Raw genomic sequence first — 24,684 nt, forward strand, 5'->3', positions numbered from 1 at the left:
ACGAGGACGGTCAGACGGCGCCGGGTTCGGGTGGCGCGCGCCCGTCGACCGTGCTGACCGGCGCCGACGCGGCCGGGTGCGCGTGGCCGTCAGGTACCCGATCGGACCGGGTCTCGTCACCGCCGGCGGTCACGGGTTCATCGACGAGGGCGGCAGCGTGCGCGCCGCCGTGGTCACCGCTCGCGCTCTGGCCCGCCGCGCTCTGCGGGGCGTCGTCGTCGGGGGCCGGGCTGGCGCCGTCGTCGTCGATCAGGTGCGCGTCCTCGTCGCGGGGCAGTGCGTTCGGGGTGATCTCGGCCGCCGGGTGGATGACCGGGCCGGCGCCGCGGACGGTGTCGCCGCCCGGGGTGACCATGGCCGCCGCGAGCACCATGAGGCCGGCGGCGACGAGGAGGGCGAGGAGGCTCCGGAGCGGCGTCCGGGGTCGGGGCCGGGGCAGGGTCCGGGGCGTTGCGACCATGGCTCGACCTCCCCCGCTGCTCGTCCGGCGCCTCCACCCTACCGGGCGCGCGGTGCCCGGCCGCGACGCCGAACGTCCACGTCACGGCCCCGACCAGTGCGTCGGCACCGTTATTCCGGCCGAAGCGGTGAGGAATGTCCCAGCGGACGGGTCAGACGTCGATGCGGGCGCGGTCGAGCTCCGCGGCGCCGGCGATGATGAACTCCTTGCGCGGCGCGACGTCGTTGCCCATGAGCAGCTCGAACACCCCCTCCGCGGCCTCGGCGTCCTGGGCGTTGATGCGCCGCAGCCGGCGGTGCCGCGGGTCCATGGTGGTCTCGGCCAGCTGGTCGGGATCCATCTCGCCCAGGCCCTTGTAGCGCTGCGGGGTCTCCTTGACCCGGACGCCCTTGCGGGCGAGGTCGCGCAAGGTGCGGTCGAGGTCGGCGTCGGTGTACGTGTAGACGTACTTGTCCTGGCCCTTCTTCGGGTTGGACAGCTCGATGCGGTGCAGCGGCGGCATGGCGGCGAACAGCCGGCCGGCCTCGACGTACGGGCGCATGTACCGGTAGAAGAGCGTGATGAGCAGCGTGCGGATGTGCGCGCCGTCGACGTCGGCGTCGGTCATGAGGATGACGCGGCCGTAGCGCGACTGGTCGATCTCGAAGGTGCGGCCGCTGCCGGCGCCGAGCACCTGGATGATCGCGGCACACTCGGCGTTCTTCAGCATGTCGGCGACGGACGCCTTCTGCACGTTGAGGATCTTGCCGCGGATGGGCAGCAGCGCCTGGTACTCCGCGTCGCGGGCCGAGCGGCCGGTGCCGAGCGCGGAGTCGCCCTCGACGATGAACAGCTCGGACTTCTCGAGGCTGTTGGAGCGGCAGTCGACCAGCTTGGTCGGCAGCGAACTGGTCTCGAGCGCGTTCTTGCGGCGGACGGTCTCTTTGTGCACGCGGGCGGCCACGCGGGCCTTCGCCGCCGCGACGACCTTCTCGAGCAGCGTCGACGCCTGCGCCTTGTCGTTGCGCTTGGTCGAGGTGAGGACGGCCTTCAGCTCGCGCTCGACGACGGTGGAGACGATGGAGCGGACCGCCGCTGTGCCGAGCACCTCCTTGGTCTGCCCCTCGAACTGCGGCTCGTCGAGGCGGACGGTGACGACCGAGGTCAGGCCCTCGAGCACGTCGTCCTTCTCGATCTTGTCGTTGCCGGCCTTGAGCCGCCGCGCGTTGACCTTGATCTGGTCGCGCAGCAGCTTGAGCAGGCCCTGCTCGAAGCCGGTGACGTGGGTGCCGCCCTTGGGGGTGGCGACGACGTTGACGAACGAGCGGCCGACGGTGTCGTAGCCGGTGTCCCAGCGCAGCGCGACGTCGACCTGGCAGACCCGCTCGGTGTCCTTGCTGACCAGCTGGCCGTCGTCGTCGAGGACGGGGACGGTCTCGCGGAAGGTCTGCTCGCCGGTGAGCCGGAGCACGTCGGTGACGGCCGCGCCGGGGCTGAGGAACTCGACGAACTCGCTGATGCCGCCGTCGTGCCGGAACGTCTCTTCGACGACCTCGGCGGTGCGCTCGTCGCGGACCACCAGTTGCAGGCCCGGCACCAGGTAGGACGTCTGGCGGGCGCGGGAGAGCAGGTCCTCCCACGAGTAGCCGGCCTCGCGCAGGAAGATCTGCCGGTCGGCGTGGAAGCGGACCCGGGTGCCGGTGACCCGCTTGGCCACCCGTCCGGTGATGCGCAACTCGGAGTGGTCGGTGAACGGTGCGAACGCCGCGGCCGGGCCGTCGCCGTCCCACACCCCGGGTTCACCGCGGCGGAACGACATGGCGTGGGTGCGCCCGCCGCGGTCGACCTCGACGTCGAGGCGGACCGACAGCGCGTTGACCACGCTGGCGCCGACGCCGTGCAGGCCGCCGGTGGCGGCGTAGGACCCGCCGCCGAACTTCCCGCCGGCGTGCAGCTTGGTGTAGACGACCTCGACGCCGGACAGCCCGGACTTCGCGTGGGTGTCGACCGGGATGCCGCGGCCGTTGTCGCTGACCGAGGCCGAGCCATCGGCGTGCAGCACCACCTCGACGCGGTCGCAGAACCCGCCCAGCGCCTCGTCGACGGCGTTGTCGATGATCTCCCAGAGGCAGTGCATGAGGCCGCGGGAGTCGGTGGAGCCGATGTACATGCCCGGCCGCTTGCGCACGGCCTCGAGGCCCTCCAGCACCGACAGATGACGGGCGGTGTAGTCGCCACCGCTGGTCAGGGCGTCAGCGCGCTCGGCGGTCACGTGTCGGGTCCCTCCTGGTCATGAGACATGCATCGCAAGACTAAGCCCTCGGGGGCCGGTGACCGCTGCTGCCACGCGGAGGGACCCCGTCCGAACGTGTTGACGAGACGATCAGGTGACCAGTGTCACAGGCGCGCCGATTACGCGCAGAGCGAACCACCCCACGCTCGAGATGCGGGAACGACTGGGGGTGGTTACATGTTGGTACGGATGCACGACACCACCGGATCCTTCGGTGGACCAACGATCAGGAAGGCAGGCGACGTGACTACTACGGCTCTCGCTACCAGCCCTCTCAAGGCCACTGACCGCTGCGACAGCTGCGGCGCCCAGGCGTACATCCGCGTCGTCCTCAACGAGGGCGAGCTCCTCTTCTGCGGCCACCACGGCCGCCGGCACGAGGCCAAGCTCCGTCCCATCGCCGTCGAGTGGCACGACGAGACGGACAAGCTCACGCCTCAGCCCACCCCCGTCACCGACTGAACCCCGCCCCCTCATAGTCGCCTGCCGGCCGCCTCGTTCGCGAGGCGGCCGAGCGCTGTCCGGGGTTCTTACGGCGGGTTGTGCGGGGTTCATGCGGGGGTCTTCGACCCGCTCCCCCGCAGCAGCCAGGCCATGAGCACGCCGGCCAGCGCGCCGAACAGGTGGCCCTGCCACGAGATGCCCGGCTGGCCCGGCAGCACGCCGAGGACGATGCCGCCGTACATCAGCACCACGATGACGGCGACGACGATGGCCAGCGCCCGCCGGCTGAACACGCCCCAGGCGACGAGGAACGCGGCGTAGCCGTACACCAGCCCGCTGGCGCCGATGTGGACGCTGTTGGGGGCGGCGGCGAGCCAGGTCGCGAACCCGCCCACCAGCGCCACGCCGATGGTGACCGGCCAGAACCGCCGCGTGGTCATGGCGATGAGGCAGCCCAGCACCAGGAACGCACCGGTGTTGGCGATGAGGTGGCCGAACCCGCCGTGCAGGAACGGCGCCGTGACGACGCCGACCAGTCCCTCGGGGTCGTGCGGGCGGATGCCGTACTGGTCGAGGTCGACGCCCGGCACCGAGTCGACGATCTCTTCGGCCCACATGAGCAGCACGAGGACGAACACCGGCAGCGTCGCGACGATGGCCGGCGGCACGGATCGGCGGGGCGTGAGCTGACCCGAGGACGACATGTCGCCAGTCTATGTCGCAGCCTGTTCGCGGCCCGGCGGTATTTCGGTGGCCGTGCGGCGGCGCGCGGGCTAGCGTCGATCCGCGTGAGTGCGCGACCCGAGCGATGGACCAAGTCGACCGTCTACGCCGACATGTGGGTCGACCCCGACGACGATCCGCGCGACAGCGATGGGGTCAGCCCGGACGGCGAGCTGCCGACGCTGCAGGACTACCTGCGCAGCTACCGGCTGACCCTGCTGATGAAGTGCGACGGCCTCGACGCCGCCCAGCTGGCGACGCGCTCGGTGCCGCCGTCGACGATGTCGCTGCTCGGGCTGCTTCGGCACCTGGCCGAGGTCGAGCGCGACTGGCGCGGCTGGGTCGCCGACCCGGCGCCGAAGCTGTACGGCCCGCGCGACGCCGACTTCGACGGCGCGGTCGCCGACCAGGCCGTGGTCGATGCGGCGTACGCCGACCTGGCGCGCGAGCAGGCCGAGACCGACGCGCTGCTGGCGACGTTCCCGGACCTGGGCGAACGGGTCGGCTCCGAAGGCATCGCGGTGCGCGAGCTGTGGGTGCACCGGGTCGAGGAGTACGCCCGCCACTGCGGGCACGCCGACCTGCTACGCGAGTGCATCGACGGCCGCGTCGGCCAGTAGCGACCTAGAACGGGAAGGCCCGGCGGACGGCGTCCGCTGCGGCCGCGCCGACCCCGTCGTCGCCTTCGACGCCTTCGTGCCAGGTGCAGCCGAGGCCGATGGCCGCGACCCGGCCGCTGTCGAGGACGCGGCGGACCGCCTGGCCGACCTCGCTGAGCGACGGCCCGCCCGGGGTCGGGAACAGCAGGCCCGGCAGCTCCGCCCCGTCGACGACGTCGAGGTCGATGTGCAGGTAGACGGGGCCGGGCGGGATGGCGTCGGCGTCGAGCTCGGCGGTGAAGACCTGCCGGATCTCCGACGCGGCCAGGTAGTCCCGCTCCGGCGGGTCCAGATCCCGCCCGTCGACCAGCACGATGCGGTCCTCGGGGACCGGCCGCAGCCCGAGCCCGTCGGCCACCAGCTCCGGACGGTAGCCGGCCAGCATCCGCAGCGGCATTCCGCCGAGATACCCCGACGTCGTCGTCTCCAGCGTCTGCACGTCGCCGTGCGCGTCGAACCAGACGACGCTCGCGGAGCCGTCGCCGTCGTCTGCGCGCTGCAGACCCGCGACCACGGCCTGCGAGACCATGCAGTCGCCGGACATGACCAGCGGTACGGCGCCGGCCCGGATGTCACCGGCGACGGCGTCGGCCACGTCTGCGTAGAGGGGCGCCACCCGCTCCCACACGTCGTCGCCGGCGAGGTCACGGCTGATCGTCACGGCCGGCTCGTACGGCACGTCCAGCCCGGGCCGGTGCTCGTCGAGGTGATAGGGCACGAGAATCCGCGTCATCGGCCGATTGTGTCACCGGTTCGGCGCCCGTCGAGGTCCTCGATCACGTCGACGAGTTCGTCGACTCCGCGCGACTCGGCGATCTGGCTCGCGATGGCGCCGGCCGCCGCGCGGTGACTGGACGATCGGAGCACCCCGAGCACGGCGCGCCGCACCGCCCGCGCCCGTGGCCGTCCGGTGCGGAGGTTCACGCCGGCCCCGGACCAGGCGACGCGGGCGCACACCTCCGGCTTGTCCTCGGTGACACCGGCGGCGACGAGGGGCACGCCGTGGGTCAGGGCGTAGTGCACACCGCCGTACCCGCCGTTGGTCACCATGACGTCGACCAGCGGAAGGAGCTGGTCATAGGGAAGGAATCGCGCGACCCGGGCATTGTCCGGCAGCGGTCCGAGCTTCTCGGCCGGCTGCCCTCCGGTCGTCACCACCACCAGGACGTCCTCGCCCGCGAGCCCGTCGAGGGTGGGCCGGACGAGTGCGGTGAGGTCGGCGTTGGCGATCGTGCCCTGGGTGACGAGCACGACCGGCGTGGTGGTCCGGAGGTCGTCCCACCAGGCCGGCAGGTCGACCGCCGTCGCCGGCCGGGTCAGCGGTCCGGAGAAGTACGTGGGGACCGCGGCGTCCGGTTGCGGATACTCGAACGCCGGCACCGAGAACTGCACGATGGCGTCGACGGTGCTGACCCAGTTGAGGACGAAGGCGGGCGCCGGACGGCCGTGCACCGCCTGGTAGAGGGCGTCGAAGTCGCGCTGCACCGGCGCGAAGACCACCCGCTCGACGAGGAACCGCAGCAGGCGGTTGCGCGCGGTGTTGAGCCGCCGCGCCGGACCGGCCAGCGGCTGCAGACCGAGTCCGAACGGTGGCACGTGCGGCGAGGCCAGTGTCAGGACGGTGACCCCGCCGTAGATCACCGGAGGCCGGTCGTGGGCGGGGTGGCCGGTGAGCAGGAAGGCGCCGAGGAACGTCGGGTCGACGAGCACCGCCTTCGTGGGCTCGGCCAGCTGCTCCAACAGGGCCCGGTACTGGGCCGGCGCGGGTGTGAGGAAGATCTGCCTGACGTCGAACCGCAGGCCGGCGAGGCCGCGAGGCCGGTCCTTGGTCACCGCGTCGAGCTGCCGGTCGTCGTAGTCCGCGTCCGCGGGGAGAGCGACGAAGGTACTGCCCGTCTCCTCGACGAGCGACGCGAAGCGCGCTCCAGTGAGGAACCGCACGCGATGGCCGCGCCGCACCAGGCCGACGGCAGCACCGAGGAGCGGCGTGACGTGCCCGTGGATCGGCACACTGGCGATCAGGATGTCGGACATGACGGCCCTCCCGAGCCAGGTCGAGAAGCTTGGCGCAGTATTGAGTACTATGCCATAGTGGTCAACCCGTTGAGGGAGGAGTCATTTCCGTTCGCCGATACTCGTCGACGCTCCGGGCCGAGCAGGCCGCCACCACGCGGCGGCGGGTGATCGATGCGGCCGCCGAGCTCTTCGCGGCGCACGGCTACGCCCGCACGACCCTCGCTCGCATCGCCGAGGCGGCCCAGGTCTCCGTGGAGACCGTGCAGGCCCAGGGTCCGAAGCGGAGTCTCCTGGGCGCCGCCGTGCGCATGCGCACCTTCGGTCGCGAGGCCGACGAGTCGATCCTCGACGTCCCCGAGTCCGGCGCGCTCCTCCGCCAGGATCGTCCCGACGGATTCGCGCGAGCCGCCGCCCGCCTCGTGGGTGAGATCAACGCTCGCAGCAGCGGGCTCATGCGTGCCTTCGCATCGGCCGCGGCGGACGACCCGGACATCGAGGCCGAGTGGTCAGAGGTGCTCGGACTCGTCCATGGCAACGTCCGCGACCTCGTCGCGCTGCTCGGGTCACGTGGCTGGCTGCGCTCCGACGCCGGGACGGACGAACTCGCAGCCGGCCTGTGGATCATGATCGACGGCGAGGTCTTCGAGAAGCTCACGCGGCGTCTCGGGTGGTCGGCCCAGCACTATGAGGACTGGCTGGCCCGGTCGATCGGGGACCTGCTCTTCCCGGCCCGGCCGGCCTGAGCGCTCGGCCGGGCCAGAACCGCGATCAGTCCAGGTAGTCGCGCAGGACCTGGGACCGCGACGGGTGGCGCAGCTTGGACATGGTCTTCGACTCGATCTGCCGGATCCGCTCGCGCGTGACGCCGTAGACCTTGCCGATCTCGTCCAGAGTCTTCGGCTGGCCGTCGGTGAGGCCGAACCGCATGGACACCACACCCGCCTCGCGCTCGGACAGCGTGTCGAGGACCGCGTGCAGCTGCTCCTGGAGGAGCGTGAACGAGACCGCCTCGGCCGGGACGATGGCCTCGGAGTCCTCGATGAGGTCGCCGAACTCGCTGTCGCCGTCCTCGCCGAGCGGGGTGTGCAGCGAGATGGGCTCGCGACCGTACTTCTGGACCTCGACGACCTTCTCGGGCGTCATGTCGAGCTCGGTGGCCAGCTCTTCCGGCGTGGGCTCGCGGCCGAGGTCCTGCAGCATCTGCCGCTGGACGCGGGCGAGCTTGTTGATGACCTCGACCATGTGCACCGGGATGCGGATGGTGCGGGCCTGGTCGGCCATGGCGCGGGTGATGGCCTGCCGGATCCACCAGGTGGCGTAGGTGGAGAACTTGAAGCCCTTGGTGTAGTCGAACTTCTCGACCGCGCGGATGAGGCCGAGGTTGCCTTCCTGGATGAGGTCGAGGAAGAGCATGCCGCGGCCGGTGTAGCGCTTGGCCAGCGAGACGACCAGACGGAGGTTGGCCTCGAGCAGGTGGTTCTTGGCCCTGCGGCCGTCCTCGGCGATCCAGAGCAGCTCGTTGTGGAGCTTGGCCTGCATGGCGTCGCCCTGCTCGCCGAGCTTCTCCTCGGCGAACAGGCCGGCCTCGATGCGCTTGGCGAGCTCGACCTCCTCGCCGGCGTTCAGCAGCGGGACCTTGCCGATCTGCTTGAGGTAGTCCTTGACCGGGTCGGCGGTGGCGCCGGCGACAGCGACCTGCTGCTCGGGCTCGTCGGTGTCGTCGTCCTCGGAGAGGATGAAGCCCTCGTCCTCGATCTTGGCTTCCTCGGCGGCGAGGTCACCGATGTCGGGTTCGCCGTCGGCACCGGCGGCGCCGGGCTCCTTGGCCGGTGCGGCCTCGGCCGTCTTGGCGGTCTTCTTGCGACCCCGGGCCTTCGGTGCGGCCTCGGCAGGCTGCTCGGCCACACCGCTCTCGGCCGCCTCGTGGACGTCGGCCTTCGCCTTCTTCACCGCCGTTTTCACAGATCCCTCGCCCTTCTTGGCCGCCGGCTCGGTCTTCTTGGCTGCCGCGGTCGCCACCGCGGTGGAGCGGGTGGACGTCGCAGCCGCGACACGCTTGCGCGGACTGCGCGAGTCCGCCGCCGCTACCTCGACGGTAATACCGGTCGACTTCAAATGCTCGACAACGATCCGGCTCTCTTTCATCGCCAGGTTGGCCGCACCGCACGCGAGGCGCACGTCCTCGGCGGTGACCGAGCCCGAATTCCGTCCCTGGGTCACGAGCGCCTGGACCGGCGGCAGCTCCAGGATCCGGGCGTGCTTGGTGCTGGACGAGCTCGACGACACGTACGACCTCTCGAAGTCTTGGTCAGGGACGGCGCAGCGCGCAAGGCGGCGACGGCAACACATTATTGAAGCACAGCGCATGGGTCCCGTTCATCCCGAAACCGCGCCGGAGGCCCCGGATTCTCATCGCCCGGCCCACCGTAGCGCGAGAACCGTCTGGTCGTCGGCGGCGCCGTCGATCTGCATGCGCCGGACGACGGCGTCGAGAAGCTCCTCGAGCGCCACCCCCCGCTGCTCCTCGAGGCAGCGCAGCAGCTGCGCGAATCCCTCTTCGAGCGAGCGGGTGCGGCTCTCGATGAGGCCGTCGGTGAACGCTATGAGCACGTCGCCGGGCCAGAGCCGCACCGACTGCGTCGACCGGGGCTCGGTGACGCCGATGGGCGTGGTGCCCGCGCCGGCGTCGACCAGCTCGACGGCGCCGACCTCGGGGATGCGGATGAGCGGCAGGTGCCCGGCGTCGCCGACGCGGACGGTGCCGTTGACGGGGTCGACCAGCGCGTAGACGACGGTGACCATCTCGACGGCGTCGTCGCGCTCGACCAGGCGGTCCAGCCCGCCGAGCACCGACGCGGGGTCGGGGTCGGTGAGCGCCAGCGCCCGCAGCGCCGCCCGCATCTCGCCCATGGCGCTGGCCGCCGTGACGCCGTGGCCCATGACGTCGCCGACCACCAGGGCCAGCTCGCCGTCGGGCATGACCAGCGCGTCGTACCAGTCGCCGCCGACGGAGTGCTCGCCCACGTCGGTCCGCGAGCGGGCCGCCAGCTCGATGCCGGCCACCGTCGGCAACCGCCTCGGCAGCAGCCCCTTGCTGAGCGACGCGGCCGCCGTCCGCTCGCGCTCGAACAGCCGCGCCCGCGCGAACGCCAGCGAACCCTGCTGCGCGACCGCCCGCAGGAATCGGCACTGGTCGGAGTCGAACTCCTGCTCCGTGGCGAAGGAGAACCGGACCGCGCCGACGCAGCCGTCCTCGCCGGCCAGCGGCAGCACCGCCCAGGCGCGCTCGTCGGTGTGGTCGAGGAAGGCGCCGAAGACGGGGTCACCGGGCGCGGCGGCCCGGGCGCGGTCGCGGCTGCCGAGGAACATCGGCCAGCCGCTGCGCAGCACCTCGTCGGTGGGCGTGACGGCGCCGTGCGGCCAGACGGGGACCTGCTCGCCCTCGGCGATGCCCGTGGTGACGGGGTACGGCCGCCCGTTGGGGCCGATGAGCGTGACGGCGGTGCGGTAGGCCTGCACGTTGCGGCGGCCGATGGCGGCGACGCCGTCGGCGACCTCGCGCACCGTGACCGCCCGCGACAGCACGTCGGACACCTCGAGCAGCCGCGCGTTGCGGGCCCGGCTGCGCCGCAGCGAGGAGATGGCGCGCTGGTGCGAGGTGTCGTCGACGACGAACATGGCGACCTCGCGGCCGCGGCCCTCGTCGACCAGGTACCAGGACGAGTGCAGGTGGTACGTGTCGGTGCGCCCCGAGACGGCGGGCTCCTCGGCCTCGACCGACTCGCCCGTGCGCAGGACGCGCTCGATCATCTCGTCGGTGTGCGCGGCCAGCTCGGGCGGCAGCACGTCGGCCGGGGTGCGGCCGAGGTGGTCGGCGATGCCCTTGCCGGACCGTTCCGCCAGGGCGGCGTTGATGGCGAGGTAGCGATGGTGCTCGTCGAAGACGGCGAACCCCACAGGGGCGTCGACACCGGCCAGCGCACCGAGCAGGCGCTGGGCGTCAGCGGGACGCATCGGGGCTAGGCCTTCGCCGCACGCTTGATCTCACGCTTCGTGGCCCGGACCTGGAGCAGGGTGTCGGCGTCGACGACGTCGGCCACCGAGCGGGTGGCGCCGTCGACGCCGTAGTCGCCCGCGGCCTCGCGCCAGCCGTCGGGCCGGACCCCGATCTGCTTGCCCAGCAGCGCCACCATGATCTTGGCCTTCTGCTCGCCGAACCCGGGCAGCCCCTTGAGCCGCTTGAGCAGCTCGGCACCCGTGGTGGCGTCGGCCCAGATGTTGGCGGCGTCGTTGCCGTAGTGCTCGGCGACGTACGCGGCCACCTTCTGCACCCGTCCGGCCATGGACCCCGGGAACCGGTGCACGGCCGGGGTGCGCGAGAAGATCTCGGCGAACGCCTCGGGGTCGTGCGCGGCGATGGCCGCGGGGTCGAGGTGGTCGACGCCGCCCATGCGCTCGGCGATGACCGCCGGCCCCGAGAACGCCTTCTCCATGGGCACCTGCTGGTCCAGGAGCATGCCGGTGAGCAGCGAGAACGGATCTCGCGCCAGGAGGGCGTCGGCCGCGGGGTCGCCGGCCAGGTACAGCGTCGTCACGTTCAGGGGAACCCTTCTAGTCCACGTCCTCGGCCTTGACGGCCAGGACAGGGCACGGTGCGTCCAACAGGATACGCTGCGCGTTGCTTCCCAAGATCAACTTACCGACCGGGCTCCGGCGGCGCAGGCCGATGACGATGAAATCGGCCGCGTGCTCCTCGGCGACGGCGATGATGTCCTCGGCGACGTCCATGCCGCGCACCAGCTGGCGCACCTCGGCCTCGATGCCGGCGTCCTTCAGCTGCTGGCTGACGGTGGCGAGCTCGGCGTCGGCGCGGATGGCGTCGTCGTCGTCGAAGTCGCGTCCGCCCCGGGCGGAGTTGACGACGACGAGCCGGGCGCCCCGCAACCGCGCCTCTTCGGCCGCCCGGCGGAGCGCGGCGCGGCCCTCGGCCTTGGGGACGTAGCCCACGACGATCGCGGTCATCGGAACCTTCTCTCCCACTACTCCTGACATGTCGGGCCACACACGCAGCCCTCACTCGCTCCGGGCCTCCTCGGCCCTGACCGACGACTCGTGGGAGCCTCCGGCCCCCAGTCGCCGCCTGTGTGCGCAGCCCTCCACGGGCCGGCGTGAACTCCGGGTCGCGGCGCAACCGTACCGCAGCCGCCGGACAGTCGTGTCAGTCCGGCGTGGCACGATCGGGACATGCGCGTCCTCCATCTCGACCTGGACGCCTTCTTCGCCTCGGTCGAGCAGCGCGACAAGCCGTCGCTGCGCGGAAAACCGGTCATCGTCGGTGGTCTCGGGCGGCGCGGCGTGGTGTCGACGGCGTCCTACGAGGCGCGCGTGTTCGGCGTCCGCTCGGCCATGTCCATGAGTGAGGCGCGCTCGCGCTGCCCCAACGCCGCGTACCTGTCCGGGCGCTACGCCGTCTACCAGTCGGTAAGCTCCGTCGTCATGGCGGCGCTGCGGGCGCTGTCGCCCGTCGTCGAGCCGCTCTCGCTGGACGAGGCCTTCGTCGACCTCGCGGGCAGCGCCGACGGCGTGCCGGGTTCCGTCGGCGCCGCTCGGGCAGTGGCCGAGGAGCTGCGATCGACGATCCTCGATGCCACCGGCGTGACGGCGTCCGTGGGCGTCGCCGGGTCCAAGCTCATGGCCAAGCTCGCGTCCGAGCAGGCGAAACCCGACGGTCTGGTGGTGGTCGAGCCGGGGACGGAGCTCGACGTGCTGCACCCGCTGCCGGTGCGCGCCCTGCCCGGCGTCGGCCCGGCGACGGCGGCCCGGCTCACCCGGTTCGGGGTCAAGACGGTCGGCGACCTCGCCCGCATCACCGAGCCCGACCTCGTCGACCTGCTCGGCGAGGCCCACGGCCGCTCGCTGCACCGGCTGTCGCTGGCCCAGGACTCGCGGGCGGTGAACGCCGAGCGCGAGTCCAAGTCCGTCAGCGTCGAGGACACCTTCGACCGCGACCTCACCGACCCGGCGCTGCTGGCCGCCATCGTCGCGCGACTGGCCGAGCGGGTGGCGACGCGGCTGGGGCGTGCCGGGCTGTCCGGGCGCACGATCACGCTGAAGACGCGGCTGCACGACTTCACGACGCTGTCCCGCTCGGCCACGCTGCCCGCTCCGACCGACGACGTCCGCGTGATCGCCCGGCTGGCGACGCGGCTGCTGGGCGACGTCGACACGACGGCCGGCGTCCGGCTGCTCGGCGTGGGCGTGTCGGGGCTGTCCGAGTGGGTGCAGGACGACCTCTTCGTCACCGAGAGGCCGGCACCGGTCGACGAAGCCGCCGAGGTCGTCGAGGAGGTGCTGCACGAGCGCCACAGCTGGCACCCCGGCATGGACGTCGAGCACGCGGTGCACGGACCCGGCTGGGTGTGGGGGTCCGGACGGGGCCGCGTGACGGTGCGCTTCGAGACGGCGTCCACCCCGCCCGGCCCGGTCCGCACCTTCGCCGCCGACGACCCCGAACTGTCGCCCGCTCCCCCGCCGCCGGTCCCGTCCGACCCCGTCCCCGCCTGACGGTCGGCGACGGCGGCCGGCTCGGCGCCGCTCGCGACCCCCGGGGGTGCGCTGGGGGCCGGGCTCAGATCCAGCCGTGACGGCGGGCGACGTGGACGGCTTCGTGGCGGTTGGCGGCCCCGAGCTTCGAGGCCGCCGACGACAGGTAGTTGCGCACCGTTCCCGGGGTCAGCGCGGCCCGGCGGGCGATCTCCTCGACCGGGGCGCCCTCGGCGGCCAGTTCGAGGACGTCGGACTCGCGGGCGGTCAGGGGGCTGTCGCCGGCGCTGATCGCCTCGGCCGCGAGCTCCGGGTCGACGTAACGGCCGCCGGCGTGCACCGTCCGGACCACCTGGGCCAGCACCGACGCGGACACCGTCTTGGGCAGGAACCCGCCGACTCCCCCGGCCAACGCCCGCTTGAGGTATCCGGGCCGCCCGTGGCTGGTGACGATCATCGTCCGGCAGGCGGGCACCGCGACGTGCAGCTCGGCCGCCAGCGCGATCCCGTCCCGGTCCGGCAACTGCAGATCCAGCACGGCGACATCGGGGAGCATGGCGCGGGCCATGGCCAGCGCCTCGTCGGCGGTCGCGGCCTCGGCGACCACCTCGATGCCGTCCTCGAGCGACAGCAGTGCCCGCAGCGCGGACCGGATGAGGTTCTCGTCGTCGGCCAACAGGACCCGGATCACACGACCACCCCCGACGACGGCACCCGCGCGGCCAGCCGGAAGCGGTCGCCGTCGAGCCGGTCGGCGGCCAGCGAACCGCCCAGCTCACCCAGCCGCTCCGCCAGCCCGGACAGCCCCGACCCGCCGGACGCACCGGAACCCCCGCGCACCCCGTCGTTCTCCATGGTCAGCGTGACGCAGCCGTCGTCGCGCGCCACCGTGATGACGCAGGTCGTGGCGGAGCTGTGCCGCAGCACGTTGGTCGTCCCTTCGCGCGCCACCCAGCCGAGCACCGCCTGCACGTCGCCCGGCAGCCCGCCGACCTCGCCGATGACACGGGTCGAGACGCCGGCCGAGCGGAGGACGGACCGCGCTCCGGCCAGCTCCGTGGTCAGGTCGACCTCGCGGTAGCCGCGCACGACCTCGCGGACCTCGCGCAGCGACTCCTGGGCGATGTCGCGGACCGCCATCATCTCCTCGGCCGACTCGTCGCGGCCGCGCCGGGCCAGGGCGGCGGCCAGCTCGCTCTTGACGGCGATGACGGAGAGGTTGCGGCCGAGGATGTCGTGCAGGTCGCGGGCGAAGCGCAGCCGCTCCTCGGCGACGGCGAGATCGGCCTGCACCTGCCGCGACCGGTCCAGCTCGAACACGATGCCGAGCATCCACACCGACGCCCGGAACGCCGACCAGCCGCCGAGATAGCCGAAGAACGCCGCGAACCCTGTGCCGAACGCGCTCTGCTGCGGCCAGTCGCTCAGCATCCCTGCCACGACGACCGCGGCCGAGATGACCAGCGCCAGCACCATGAGCTGCGGGCCGGCCAGCCGCGTCGTCAGCGCGCCGACCGTGAAGCCGAGGACCAGGATGAAGGCGAAGGCCGTGACGACGCCGTCGGAGACGCCCGGCTCGGCCGGCGCGTCCCAGCCGAACACCGCAACCGCCGTGCCCATGACCGCGACCGTCGCGACCAGCAGGCCCGCTGTCCACCGGTAGGGCCACACCCCGCGGCCGAGATACCACTCGATGCCCGCCCGCAGCACCATGAACGCGACGCCCGCGTGGACCGCCGACACGGCGACGAACGTCAGGACGGCCGGAGCCGACGGACCGCCCGTGCCCGCGGACGCGATGAACAGCGCGGCCAGCGGCTCGGCCACCACCATCGAGTAGAGCGTGCCGCGGGTGTAGAGGTCGAAGCGCTGCAGCGCGCTCCGCTCCTCCCACCACCGGCTCACCATGGACACGGACATCAGCTTGTCACGCCGCCCGCGGTCAGGTCCGCGGCTCCCACCGGAACCAGCGGCGCAGCGCGTACACCCCGACGACGATCCACGCAGCAGCGATGACGGCGGGCAGCGCGGCCTCGCCCCAGCTCGCCGCGAACCCGACGGTGTCGCCGTCGGCCGTCTGCCCGGTCAGCCCGAGTCCGATCATGTCGACGACGGGGCTCAGCGGGATGAACCGGACGACGGCCTGGACGGTGTCCGGGATGGTGTCGGCCGGCATGACGACGCCGGAGAAGATCAGGCTGCCCATGCACAGGAACACCACTGGCAACGTGCTGACCTGCGCCATCTCGACGTTGCGGGTGAACGCCGTCGACGCGGCGGCCAGCAGCACGAACATCACGACGCCGGCGAGGAGCGCCAGCACGGCCAGCACCACGTTGACCGGCGCGTCCAGCCCGAACCCGACGGCGACCACGACGGCGGTGAGCACGACCTGGACGACGGCGACGACGACCGACGGCAGCGCCGTGCCGGCCAGGATCTCGGCGTCGGTCAGCTCGCCGACCCGCAGCCGCTTGAGCACCAGGTCCTCGCGGCGCCCGACGTACGCGGACACCAGGTTGTAGTAGACGACGTACAGCAGCGTGAAGCCGGCCAGCATCGTCACGACCAGCGCGCCGGTCGACAGGTCGCCCTCCTCGCCGAACCCGATGGCGGTCAGGCCGCCCGCGGTGATCAGGGGCAGCGCGAGCGCGGTGAACATCGCCGTGCGGTTGCGCACCAGCAGCCGCAGCTCCGCCGTCGCGATGGCGCGGACGCGCCGCGCCCCGCCGTTCGCCAGCAGCGTGCTCATGCCGCCACCTCCGTCTGCTCGGTCCTCGACGACGACGGCGCCGACGACGCCACCGCCAGGAACGCCTGCTCCAGCGACGCCGGCCGGGCCGACAGCTCCTCCAGCTCGACGGCGCGGTCGCGCGCCCACAGCAGCAGCTCGGTCAGCGTCGTCTGCATGGTGTCCGTGTGCACCTCGACCCGGCGGCCGTCGTCGACGACGAGCGTGCCGGCCAGGTCGGGCAGCTCGGCCCGGGCCACGGTCGCCGGCAGCGCGAACGACACGGTCGCCGGCTGCGACGCGACCACCTCGGCGACGGTGCCGGCGCGGACGATCCGTCCCTCGTGCATGATCGCAAGCCGGTCGGCCAGCTCCTCGGCCTCGTCCAGGTAGTGCGTCGTCAGCAGGACGGTGACGCCGTCGTCGAGCAGCGAGCGGACCAGCGCCCAGGTGTTGCGGCGGCTCTCCGGGTCCAGCCCGGTGGTCGGCTCGTCGAGGAACAGCACCTCGGGCCGGCCCAGGACGGCGAGCGCGAGGTCGAGCCGGCGTTTCTCACCACCGCTGAGCTGTTTGACGGTGACAGCGGCGCGGTCGGTCAGGTCGACCAGCTCGAGCGCCTCGGCGACCGGGCGCGGGGCGGTGAGCGTTCCCGCCCACATGGCCGCGGTCTCCGTCACCGTCAGGTCGGCCGGGAACCCGCCCTGCTGGAGCATGACGCCGATGCGCGGGCGGACGGCGGGCCGCTGCGTGTACGGGTCGTGGCCGAGCACCCGGACCCGGCCGGCGCCCGGCCGGGCCAGCCCCTCGACGACCTCCAGGGTGGAGGTCTTGCCGGCGCCGTTCGTGCCCAGGAGGGCGAACAGCTCGCCGCGCGCGACGGAGAAGGTCACGCCACGCACGGCCTCGTAGCCGCCGTAACTGCGGTGCACACCGGTCACCTCGACGACCTCAGCCATTCCGGCCTCCTCGCGGTCCCGCGGATGGTTCCATCTCTCTCATGACCCCATCCTGGCCGGGGCACGCGGCCGGATCCGGTGGGCGATGTCACCGGCCTCGATGACCGATGCGCGGCCGGTCCATGACGAATGTCACCACCCCGGAGGACACCCGTGGCGCGCTCGCCCCGCCGTACCCGCCTCGTCGTCGCGCTCGCGAGCGTCGCCGTCCTGGCCGCCGCCTCGACCGCCGTCTCGACCGCCGTCGCCGCTCGGCCGCCGGCGCACCTCGACGCCCCCGCCGCGCGCGAGTACCCGGCCGGCTCCTACGTCGTCGTGCTGACCGGGGCGCCGGCCGCCACGTACGAGGGCGGCGTGAAGGGACTGGCGGCGACGGCGCCTGCCGGCGGCGAGCGGCTGCGGGCGGCCTCGCGTGCGGTCCGCGACTACCGGGCACACCTGACGGCGGCGCAGCGCGAGGTGGCCGGCAGCGTCGACGCCGACCCGCTGTACCAGTACACCGTCGCGGTCAACGGGTTCGCCGCCGAGCTGACGGCCGAGCAGGCGGCGGCGCTGGACGCCGACCCGCAGGTGCTCGCCGTCGTGCCGGACGTGCCGCGCGCCGTCGATACTGTCGCGTCGCCGGAGTTCCTGGGACTCACGGGCGACGACGGCGTCTGGGCCGGTTTGGGCGGGGCGGAGGGCGCGGGCCGCGGCATCGTCGTCGGCGTCATCGACACCGGCATCTGGCCCGAGAGCGCGTCGTTCGCCGGCCCGTCGCTGGCCGACGGCGCCACCGGCGAGGTCGGCGTCGCGTACCGGACGTCCGAGACCGGCACGGCCGTGCTCAAGGCGAACGGCGAGACGTTCACCGGCGCGTGCGAGACCGGCGAGGACTGGACCGCCGACCTCTGCAACGGCAAGCTCGTGTCGGCCCGCTACTACGAGGACGGCTTCGTCGCGAACGTGTCGCCGGAGCACTACGACCCGAACGAGCAGATCTCCACGCGCGACGGCGACGGCCACGGCACCCACACCGCGAGCACGGCGGCCGGCAACCACGGCGTGCCCATGGCGGTCAACGGCCGCGCGTTCGGCGAGGGCTCGGGCATGGCGCCGGGCGCGGCGATCGCGGCCTACAAGGTGTGCTGGCAGGACGACGACGCCGCGACCGGCGGCTGCTACCCGTCGGACTCCGTCGCCGCCATCGACCAGGCCATCCTCGACGGCGTCGACGTCATCAACTACTCGATCTCCGGCGCCACCGACACCCCCGTCGACCCCGTCGAGCTGGCCTTCATGTCCGCGGCGTCGGCGAACATCTTCGTGTCGGCGTCGGCGGGCAACTCCGGGCCGGGCGAGTCCACCGTCGCGCACAACAGCCCGTGGCTCACCACCGTCGCCGCCAGCACGCACCAGGTCTACGAGGGCACCGTCGAGCTGGGCGACGGGCGGCGCTTCCGCGGCTCGATGATCAGCGACGACGGCGTCCCGGTGCAGACGCCGCTGGTGTACGGCCGCGACATCGCGGCCGAGGGCGTCGACCCGGAGGAGGCCGCACTGTGCGCCGAGTCGTCGCTGGACGCGGCGCGGGCGGCCGGCGCGCTCGTCATCTGCGACCGCGGCGTCTACGACCGCGTCGCGAAGTCCGCCGAGGTGCAGCGGGCCGGCGGCGTCGGGACGGTGCTCGGCAACCTGCTCGAGGCCGAGACGCTGAACGCCGACTTCCACGTCATCCCGACCACGCACGTGGGCGCCGCCGATGCGGTGGCGATCCGTGAGTACGCGGCCGGCGACGGCGCCACCGCGGCCCTGCTGGTGGGCGACCAGACGGACCTGCCGCCGACGCCGAAGCCGGTGCTCGCCGGGTTCTCCTCGCGCGGGCCGGCCCCGGCCAACGGCGGCGACCTGCTGAAGCCGGACGTCTCCGCGCCCGGCGTCGACGTGCTCGCGGCGGTCGCGCCCGGCCCGCACGCCGGCAACGACTTCGACTTCATCTCCGGCACGTCCATGGCGGCGCCGCACGTGGCCGGGCTGGCGGCGCTGATCCGGGCCGCCGAGCCGGACTGGTCGGCGCAGGCGATCAAGTCGGCGATGATGACGACGGCGTACGACCTGGTGCTGGCGTCCGGCTCGCCCGACGAGGACCGGTTCCACGCCGGCGCCGGGCACGTCGACCCGTCGCGCTTCCTCGACCCTGGCCTGGTCTACGAGTCCACCGTCGACGACTGGCTGTCCTTCATCGAGGGCACCGGCGAGGACACCGGCGCGCCGGGCGTCGAGCCGATCGACCCGTCGGATCTCAACCAGCCGTCGATCGCCGTCGGCGCGCTGCCCGGCCTGCAGACCGTCACGCGCACCGTCACCGCCGTCACGCCGGGCCTGTACCAGGCCGCCGTCGACCTGCCCGGGTTCGACGTCCGGGTGACGCCGTCGGTGCTGTACTTCGGCCGGCCCGGTGACACGAAGACGTTCGAGATCACGCTGACCCGCACCGACGCGCCGCTGGACGCGTACGCGCACGGCTCGCTGACCTGGCGCGGCGGCGGCACGACGGTGCGCAGCCCGATGGTCGCCCGGCCGGTCGCCGTCGCCGCGCAGCCCGAGGTCACCGGCAGCGGTCCCGAGGGCTCGCTCACCTACCCCGTCACCGCCTCGACCCGCGGCGACGTCGACCTCACCCTGCGCGGCCTGGTGCCGGGCGCCGTCACCGACGGGTCACTGACGCCGGGCGAGGGCGCGGACCCGGAGGGCAACGGGTCGTCGCAGCTGGTGCCGTTCGAGGTGCCCGCCGGCACGACGCTGGCCCGCATCGACCTACGTGCAGGCCTCGACGCCTCCGACTACGACCTGTACGTCTACGGCCCCGACTGCGCCGAACTGCCCGTCAACGGCGCGACCGGCGCCGCCAGCGAACAAGTCGACCTGACGGACCCGGACCCCGGCACCTACCACGTCCTGGTCCACCTGTTCTCCACGCCCGACGGCTCGCCCGTCGACTTCACCCTCCGCACCTTCGCCGTCACCCCAGCCCCATCCACCAACGCGACCGTCTCCCCCGACCCCCTCCCCACCCGCCCCGGCCAACCCACCAACGCGACACTCACCTGGACCGGCCTCGAAGCGACCACCCCCTACCTCGGCACCATCACCTACGAAGGCACCACCGACCAAACAGTGATCGCCATCAACTGACGAAGCGCGGAGCAAGGGCGCTGCCGTCTGGCCGCGCCCGAACGACCTCACGGTCAGCCGCCCACTGACCCCCAACCGACAGGGACGCCCGCAAGGCAACCAGAACGCGGGGGCGGCGGCGGGTTCGCGGAGCCGGCGTAAAGTGGCCGCGCTGGCGTCACCCCACGGTTGGCCGCAGAGCCGGCGCAGCGAACCCGCCGCCGCCCCCGCCCCAACGCAAGCAACGACGCGTCAGAACCGGATCGCATCGATCACGCGCACCCGAACAGCAACGGTCGCCGGCAGCACCCCAGCCAAGGCCCCGACGACGGTCGCCGCCACGAGACCCTCAACCGCCGCACGCACAGGAAACGCCGGCACATCGGTGATCGCCCCGCCGATGAGCTCCTCGATCGGCACGTTCTTGACGATCGCGACCGCCAGGCCGACGCCGAGCAGCCCGGCGACCGCTGTCGCGAAGACGCTCTCCATCATGACCGAGAAGAACACCCGGCCGGAGGTGGCTCCGAAGCTGCGCCGCACGCCGATCTCGCGGACCCGGTACCGGACGGTGACCAGCGCGATGTTCACCAGGCCGAGCGCGCCCATGCCGAGCGCGATGACGCTGACGCCGCGGATGACCCACTGGAGCTGGCTGTCGATGAGGTCGAAGTCGGACGGGTCGGCACGGTACACCTCGACCTGCAGGTCGTCGCCGAGCATGCTGCGCAGGTCGGCCTTGACCACCTCGGTGAGCTGGTCGGCGCTGTCGGGCGGCACCCACAGCTCGAGCATCGGGGTCGACCCGTACAGGCCTTCGGTGCCCCACTGGTCGCGGTGCGACGTCAGCAGGTAGGCGCTGGGCATCTCGCCGGAGTAGGCGTCGGCCGTGACGCCGATGACGGTGGCGCGCACCGGCCGCTCGCCGCCGATGACCACCGTCGGGTGGGTTCGCAGGTCCGGCGCTCCCATGCGCTGGTGGAAGGTCTCGTTCACCACGAGCGCGGGTGCCAGCCGGCGCTCGTCGGCGGGAGTGAACCAGCGGCCGTGCACGGGCTCGATGCGGTGCATCTCGCCGTAGGACTGGTCGACGGCGGTGGTGGAGACCGGCTCGCTGCCGTCGGCGAAGCGCATGACGGTCTCGGTGTACAGGACGTGCGAGGAGTACGTGACGGAGTGCCGCTCGACGAGGTCGCGGTAGGCGGCCGCGACCGGCTCGGGGGCCACCATGCTGGTCTCGTCCCACACGTTGACCTGCAGCGTGGCCGGGCGGCCCATGGTGCGCTCGGAGTGCTCGGCGTTGGCCTGCCGGACCATGTCGCCCAGCGCGGTGATCACCGTCATGGCGGTGACGGCGATGAGCACGCCGATCAGCGACACGATGACGCGGACCTTGTGGATGCGGACCTCTTCCCACGCCTCGGCGAAGGCCGCGAACAGACCGGTCACGCCGAGACCACCTGACGGGGCGCGCCCAGCAACGCGGGGTCGAGCGGGCCGAGGACGCCGGCGTCGAGGCGGTAGTGCCGGTGTGCCCGCGCCGCGACCATGGTGTCGTGGGTGATCGTGACCAGCGTCGACCCGGTCTCGGCGGCGATGGCGTCGAGGAGGTCCATGATCTCGGTGCCGGTCTGCACGTCCAGCGCGCCGGTCGGCTCGTCGCACAGGATCACCCGCGGGCGGCGGATCAGGCTGCGGGCGATGGCGACGCGCTGCTGCTCGCCGCCGGACAGCTTCTCGGGCATGGTGTCGGCGCGATCGCCGAGGCCGACGCGGGTCAGCATGTCGTGGGCGAGCCGCCGCCGGGTCCAGAACTCGCGGCCGCCGGCGTAGAGCAGCGGAGCGGCGACGTTCTCGAGCGCCGACCGGCCGGGCAGCAGGTTGAACTGCTGGAACACGAACCCGAAGCCGGCGCCGCGGAGCCTCGCCCGGCGCCGTTGCGACAGCCCGGCGGTGGGCCGGCCGTCGAGCCGGTACTCGCCCTCGGTCGGGGTGTCGAGCAGCCCCATGAGGTTGAGCAGCGTCGACTTGCCGGACCCGGACCGGCCGACGATGGACACGTGCTCGCCCGTCTCGATGGTGAACGTGACGTCGCGGAGGATCTCCAGGCGGTCGCCGTCGGGCAGGATCACCGTGCGGCTGACGCCGTCGAGCTCGATGAGGCTCATCCGGCTTGGCCCATCATGCCCGGGTCCATGGCGTCCTCGTCGGGCGCGCCGGGCACGAACTCGAGGACCAGGTCGCCCTCGGCGAGGCCCTCGCGGACCTCGATCAGCTCGCCGTCGGTGAGGCCGAGCGTCACCGGCGTCTCGACCGGCTCGCCGCCGTCGGCGCCGACCACCCAGACGTTGCCCGACTCGAACGACCCCTCGACCGCGGTGACGGGGACGACCAGCACGTTCTCGGCCCGGCCGGCCTTGATGACCATGGTCGCGCCGAGACCGTCGAACACGGTGACGTCGGGCGGGACGGTGCACGAGATGGCGGTGCTGGACCCGCCCCCGCTCTGGTCGGGCGGCAGCATCGGGTCCGGCGGCGGTGCGGCGCCGCCCTCGTCGCCGCCGTCGCCACCCGTTGCGGACCGGCCGGTGCGCAGGTCGGCGCAGGCGAACGGCGCCGGGCCGCCACGGGCCTGTACCTCTGCCGCCGTCGGGCCGCTGACCAGCCGGTACTGCTGCTCGGCCGTGAGCGAGCCGGAGACGGTGAAGCCGCCGGTCGAGATGCTGCCGACGGTGTCGCCGACGGCGACGGTCTGGCCTACGAGCACGTCGAACTCGCCGACGGTGCCGGCCGTGGCCGCCTCGATGGTGCGGAACCGGCGGACCGGCTCGCCCGGCACCTCGACCTCGTTGCCCTCGTCGTCGGTCTCGGTGGTCGGCTCGCCCTCCTCCTCGAACACGACCTCGACGAGCGGGTCGCCCTCCTCGACGACCTCGCCGGGATCGGCGTGCAGCACCGTCACCTCTCCCCCGTCGGTCGCGCGCACCGGTGTCGGCGCGTCGGCCGTGATGGTCGCCTCGACCTCGACGGTGTTGACGACGGTGCCGAGCGCGACCGGGACCTCGGGCTGGACGATCTCGACCGAGGGGACGGCGGGGTCGTCGGCCGCGGCGGTCTCGCCGGTGTCGCGGAAGGCGATGTAGGCGAGCAGCGCCGCGATCGCGGCCAGCAGCAGGATCTTGATCGTCGGAAGGACGATGCGGCGGGTGACGCCCATCGGACGCGACTCCCTCGGGGGCTCGGAACGTAGTGCCCGACAGCATGCATACCGAGTATATGGATTGTCAACAGGGCGCGGACTCCTGTTCCGGGTCCGGGGGTCGGCCTACGATGGCGGCATGACGACCGAGCCCGATCGCAGCCGTGTCCGCTTCCCCGATCTCAGCTCGCGTGCCTACGAGCACCCGGCCGACCGCGGCGCGCTGGTCGCCATGCGGTCGCTGCGCGGGTTCGACACCCTGCTGCGCCGGATGTCGGGCCTGTTCAACGAGCGCAGCCTGCGGCTGCACTTCCTGTCGAGCGCGGTGCGGGTCGGCGAGACCCAGTTCCGCGACGTCTACCAGGACGTCGTCGACGCCGCCCACATCCTCGACGTCGAGCGGCCCGAGCTGTACATCGTGCAGGACCCGAACCCGCGGGCCATGGCCATCGGCACCGACAAGCCGTTCATCGTCGTCACCACCGGCCTGTTCGATCTCCTCGACGCCGAGGAGCGGCGGGTCGCCATCGGGCACGAGGTCGGGCACATCCTGTCCGGGCACGCCGTCTACCGCACGCTGCTGCTCATGCTGACGCGGCTGGCGCTGCGGGTCGCGTGGATCCCCCTCGGTTACGTCGGGCTGCGGGCCATCGTGTTCGCGCTCGAGGAGTGGCAGCGCAAGTCCGAACTCTCCGCCGACCGCGCCGGCCTGCTGTCGTCGCAGGACCCGCACGCCGCGAAGCGCTCGCTCATGAAGATGGCCGGCGGCTCCCGCCTCGGCGAGATGGACGTCGACGCGTTCCTGCAGCAGGCCCGCGAGTACGACGCCGGCGAGGACGCCCGCGACGGCGTCATCAAGCTGATGAGCCTCATGGGCCGCACCCACCCCCAAGCCGTCGTCCGCCTGGCCGAACTGGACCGCTGGGCCGCGTCGGGCGAGTACAGCCGCATCCTCGCCGGCGACTACCCGCGGCGGGCGGATGATCGGGACGCCTCGGTCAGCCAAGAGGTCCGCAACGCCGCCAAGTCGTACCAGGACTCGTGGAACCGCACGTCCGATCCGTTGATCAGCACGCTGCGCGACGTGTTCAGCGGCGTTGGCGACGCGGGCGGGAAGCTGTTCGACAACATCACCAACCGCATGCGGCGCCCGTCGGACGGTTCTTCGGATCAGTAGGTTCTGCCGGCTCTTTGAGGTTGGCTCCCCGTCCCCCTGCTGCCCAGTCTCTTAGCCGCAGGCCCGCGCCTCAAGCGGACCGATAGAGGCGCTTCGCGCCGGGGAGGATCCGCTTGACCCGCGGTCCCGCGGCCAAGAACCTGGCAGCTACCAGGGGGACGGGAAGACCCTGGGCACGCCTCGCCGGCGTCGAGGTCCTGGTCTGGTGTCACGTCCTGGTCCCCCGTCACGCCGTCGAGCCGAAATCGGCCGTTTCGCGTGACAGCAGACCAGCACGTGACACCAGACCAGGACGACCCGCCGCCAGTTCGATAACGTCAGGACGGAGTCCTCCCCGCTATAGCAAGGACA

At 72.6% G+C, this 24,684-nt stretch carries 22 protein-coding genes; 6 read left to right on the plus strand and 16 right to left on the minus strand.

The annotated features are described in order from the left end of the window. Window positions 1-10 precede the first annotated feature (10 nt). Together HD601_RS19915 and HD601_RS19920 are read right to left on the minus strand one after the other, a co-directional pair. Window positions 11-460 (minus strand): hypothetical protein, encoded by a 450-nt coding sequence (locus HD601_RS19915; RefSeq protein ID WP_184824788.1) that lies wholly within the window; start codon window positions 458-460, stop codon window positions 11-13. A gap of 151 nt (window positions 461-611) precedes the next feature. Further along, window positions 612-2,711, minus strand: coding sequence for a DNA gyrase subunit B (locus HD601_RS19920; protein WP_184824790.1), 2,100 nt, complete (start codon window positions 2,709-2,711; stop codon window positions 612-614). 264 nt (window positions 2,712-2,975) lie between these two features. Here HD601_RS19920 and HD601_RS19925 point away from each other — a divergent pair, with 264 nt between their 5' ends. Then, complete coding sequence (locus tag HD601_RS19925; protein ID WP_246400384.1) at window positions 2,976-3,194, plus strand: DUF7455 domain-containing protein; 219 nt, start codon at window positions 2,976-2,978, stop codon at window positions 3,192-3,194. An 89-nt stretch (window positions 3,195-3,283) separates the two neighbouring features. Here the strand turns inward: HD601_RS19925 and HD601_RS19930 are convergent, their stop codons facing one another. After that, window positions 3,284-3,880: a rhomboid family intramembrane serine protease gene (locus HD601_RS19930; RefSeq protein ID WP_184824794.1), complete on the minus strand. Its 597-nt coding sequence runs from the start codon at window positions 3,878-3,880 to the stop codon at window positions 3,284-3,286. 84 nt (window positions 3,881-3,964) lie between these two features. On the opposite strand from HD601_RS19930, the gene HD601_RS19935 reads away from it, so the two are divergent. After that, on the plus strand, window positions 3,965-4,519 hold the full coding sequence (locus tag HD601_RS19935) for a DinB family protein (protein WP_343076431.1): 555 nt from the start codon (window positions 3,965-3,967) through the stop codon (window positions 4,517-4,519). A gap of 4 nt (window positions 4,520-4,523) precedes the next feature. Here the strand turns inward: HD601_RS19935 and HD601_RS19940 are convergent, their stop codons facing one another. Beyond that, the gene (locus HD601_RS19940; protein WP_221441138.1) at window positions 4,524-5,291 is read right to left on the minus strand and encodes an arginase family protein; all 768 of its coding nucleotides are present in this window, start codon (window positions 5,289-5,291) and stop codon (window positions 4,524-4,526) included. Beyond that, a complete protein-coding gene (locus tag HD601_RS19945) occupies window positions 5,288-6,592 on the minus strand; it encodes a glycosyltransferase (RefSeq protein ID WP_184824796.1) in 1,305 nt (434 codons plus the stop codon). Before HD601_RS19945 ends, HD601_RS19940 begins: the two co-directional genes overlap by 4 nt. A 146-nt stretch (window positions 6,593-6,738) precedes the next feature. Between HD601_RS19945 and HD601_RS19950 the strand changes: the two genes are divergently transcribed. Next, window positions 6,739-7,317, plus strand: a complete 579-nt coding sequence (locus HD601_RS19950) for a TetR family transcriptional regulator (protein WP_184824798.1) — start codon at window positions 6,739-6,741, stop codon at window positions 7,315-7,317. A gap of 25 nt (window positions 7,318-7,342) precedes the next feature. Here HD601_RS19950 and HD601_RS33140 read toward each other — a convergent pair whose 3' ends face one another. The 4 genes from HD601_RS33140 to HD601_RS19970 are packed head-to-tail and all read right to left on the minus strand — an operon-like array spanning window position 7,343 to window position 11,596. Continuing rightward, complete coding sequence (locus HD601_RS33140; protein WP_184824800.1) at window positions 7,343-8,923, minus strand: RNA polymerase sigma factor; 1,581 nt, start codon at window positions 8,921-8,923, stop codon at window positions 7,343-7,345. Window positions 8,924-8,983: 60 nt separating this feature from the next. Then, window positions 8,984-10,588 carry a SpoIIE family protein phosphatase gene (locus HD601_RS19960; protein ID WP_184824802.1) on the minus strand — a complete coding sequence of 535 codons (1,605 nt, stop codon included), beginning with the start codon at window positions 10,586-10,588 and terminating at the stop codon, window positions 8,984-8,986. A gap of 5 nt (window positions 10,589-10,593) precedes the next feature. Beyond that, window positions 10,594-11,169: an HhH-GPD-type base excision DNA repair protein gene (locus HD601_RS19965; protein WP_221441139.1), complete on the minus strand. Its 576-nt coding sequence runs from the start codon at window positions 11,167-11,169 to the stop codon at window positions 10,594-10,596. A 16-nt stretch (window positions 11,170-11,185) separates the two neighbouring features. Then, window positions 11,186-11,596, minus strand: coding sequence for a universal stress protein (locus tag HD601_RS19970; RefSeq protein ID WP_184824804.1), 411 nt, complete (start codon window positions 11,594-11,596; stop codon window positions 11,186-11,188). A gap of 222 nt (window positions 11,597-11,818) precedes the next feature. On the opposite strand from HD601_RS19970, the gene HD601_RS19975 reads away from it, so the two are divergent. Then, a complete protein-coding gene (locus HD601_RS19975) occupies window positions 11,819-13,138 on the plus strand; it encodes a DNA polymerase IV (protein WP_184824806.1) in 1,320 nt (439 codons plus the stop codon). A gap of 64 nt (window positions 13,139-13,202) precedes the next feature. On the opposite strand, the gene HD601_RS19980 is transcribed toward HD601_RS19975, so the two are convergent. Genes HD601_RS19980 through HD601_RS19995 form a run of 4 tightly spaced genes read right to left on the minus strand, consistent with a single transcriptional unit; the run spans window position 13,203 to window position 16,804 of the window. After that, complete coding sequence (locus HD601_RS19980) at window positions 13,203-13,808, minus strand: response regulator (protein ID WP_184824809.1); 606 nt, start codon at window positions 13,806-13,808, stop codon at window positions 13,203-13,205. After that, a complete protein-coding gene (locus HD601_RS19985; RefSeq protein WP_246401611.1) occupies window positions 13,805-15,025 on the minus strand; it encodes a sensor histidine kinase in 1,221 nt (406 codons plus the stop codon). Before HD601_RS19985 ends, HD601_RS19980 begins: the two co-directional genes overlap by 4 nt. 34 nt (window positions 15,026-15,059) lie before the next feature. Further along, on the minus strand, window positions 15,060-15,869 hold the full coding sequence (locus tag HD601_RS19990; protein WP_184824811.1) for an ABC transporter permease: 810 nt from the start codon (window positions 15,867-15,869) through the stop codon (window positions 15,060-15,062). Then, the gene (locus HD601_RS19995; protein WP_184824813.1) at window positions 15,866-16,804 is read right to left on the minus strand and encodes an ABC transporter ATP-binding protein; all 939 of its coding nucleotides are present in this window, start codon (window positions 16,802-16,804) and stop codon (window positions 15,866-15,868) included. The genes HD601_RS19990 and HD601_RS19995 overlap by 4 nt, the downstream gene beginning before the upstream one ends. 153 nt (window positions 16,805-16,957) lie before the next feature. On the opposite strand from HD601_RS19995, the gene HD601_RS20000 reads away from it, so the two are divergent. Further along, complete coding sequence (locus HD601_RS20000) at window positions 16,958-19,978, plus strand: S8 family serine peptidase (RefSeq protein WP_184824815.1); 3,021 nt, start codon at window positions 16,958-16,960, stop codon at window positions 19,976-19,978. A gap of 231 nt (window positions 19,979-20,209) precedes the next feature. On the opposite strand, the gene HD601_RS20005 is transcribed toward HD601_RS20000, so the two are convergent. From HD601_RS20005 to HD601_RS20015, 3 genes are read right to left on the minus strand one after another with little or no spacing between them, the layout of a single operon-like run. Continuing rightward, entirely contained in the window at window positions 20,210-21,406 is a 1,197-nt protein-coding gene (locus HD601_RS20005) for an ABC transporter permease (protein ID WP_184824817.1), read from the minus strand. Further along, a complete protein-coding gene (locus HD601_RS20010; protein WP_184824819.1) occupies window positions 21,403-22,125 on the minus strand; it encodes an ABC transporter ATP-binding protein in 723 nt (240 codons plus the stop codon). Before HD601_RS20010 ends, HD601_RS20005 begins: the two co-directional genes overlap by 4 nt. Further along, a complete protein-coding gene (locus HD601_RS20015; protein ID WP_184824821.1) occupies window positions 22,122-23,174 on the minus strand; it encodes a permuted SH3 domain-containing protein in 1,053 nt (350 codons plus the stop codon). Before HD601_RS20015 ends, HD601_RS20010 begins: the two co-directional genes overlap by 4 nt. 121 nt (window positions 23,175-23,295) lie before the next feature. Here HD601_RS20015 and HD601_RS20020 point away from each other — a divergent pair, with 121 nt between their 5' ends. Beyond that, on the plus strand, window positions 23,296-24,333 hold the full coding sequence (locus HD601_RS20020; RefSeq protein ID WP_184824823.1) for a M48 family metallopeptidase: 1,038 nt from the start codon (window positions 23,296-23,298) through the stop codon (window positions 24,331-24,333). Window positions 24,334-24,684: the final 351 nt, after the last annotated feature.

The organism is Jiangella mangrovi (assembly GCF_014204975.1).
Taxonomy (GTDB): Bacteria; Actinomycetota; Actinomycetes; order Jiangellales; family Jiangellaceae; genus Jiangella; species Jiangella mangrovi.

Excerpts from the sequence above, each read along its gene's own strand:
- HD601_RS19970 (WP_184824804.1), bottom strand. The coding sequence starts at position 11,596 with ATGACCGCGATCGTCGTGGGCTACGTCCCCAAGGCCGAGGGCCGCGCC.
- HD601_RS19945 (WP_184824796.1), bottom strand. The coding sequence starts at position 6,592 with ATGTCCGACATCCTGATCGCCAGTGTGCCGATCCACGGGCACGTCACG.
- HD601_RS19940 (WP_221441138.1), bottom strand. The coding sequence starts at position 5,291 with ATGACGCGGATTCTCGTGCCCTATCACCTCGACGAGCACCGGCCCGGG.
- HD601_RS20020 (WP_184824823.1), top strand. The coding sequence starts at position 23,296 with ATGACGACCGAGCCCGATCGCAGCCGTGTCCGCTTCCCCGATCTCAGC.
- HD601_RS19985 (WP_246401611.1), bottom strand. The coding sequence starts at position 15,025 with ATGGTGAGCCGGTGGTGGGAGGAGCGGAGCGCGCTGCAGCGCTTCGAC.
- HD601_RS33140 (WP_184824800.1), bottom strand. The coding sequence starts at position 8,923 with ATGTGTTGCCGTCGCCGCCTTGCGCGCTGCGCCGTCCCTGACCAAGAC.
- HD601_RS19930 (WP_184824794.1), bottom strand. The coding sequence starts at position 3,880 with ATGTCGTCCTCGGGTCAGCTCACGCCCCGCCGATCCGTGCCGCCGGCC.
- HD601_RS20010 (WP_184824819.1), bottom strand. The coding sequence starts at position 22,125 with ATGAGCCTCATCGAGCTCGACGGCGTCAGCCGCACGGTGATCCTGCCC.
- HD601_RS19975 (WP_184824806.1), top strand. The coding sequence starts at position 11,819 with ATGCGCGTCCTCCATCTCGACCTGGACGCCTTCTTCGCCTCGGTCGAG.
- HD601_RS19915 (WP_184824788.1), bottom strand. The coding sequence starts at position 460 with ATGGTCGCAACGCCCCGGACCCTGCCCCGGCCCCGACCCCGGACGCCG.
- HD601_RS19960 (WP_184824802.1), bottom strand. The coding sequence starts at position 10,588 with ATGCGTCCCGCTGACGCCCAGCGCCTGCTCGGTGCGCTGGCCGGTGTC.
- HD601_RS20015 (WP_184824821.1), bottom strand. The coding sequence starts at position 23,174 with ATGGGCGTCACCCGCCGCATCGTCCTTCCGACGATCAAGATCCTGCTG.
- HD601_RS19995 (WP_184824813.1), bottom strand. The coding sequence starts at position 16,804 with ATGGCTGAGGTCGTCGAGGTGACCGGTGTGCACCGCAGTTACGGCGGC.
- HD601_RS19990 (WP_184824811.1), bottom strand. The coding sequence starts at position 15,869 with ATGAGCACGCTGCTGGCGAACGGCGGGGCGCGGCGCGTCCGCGCCATC.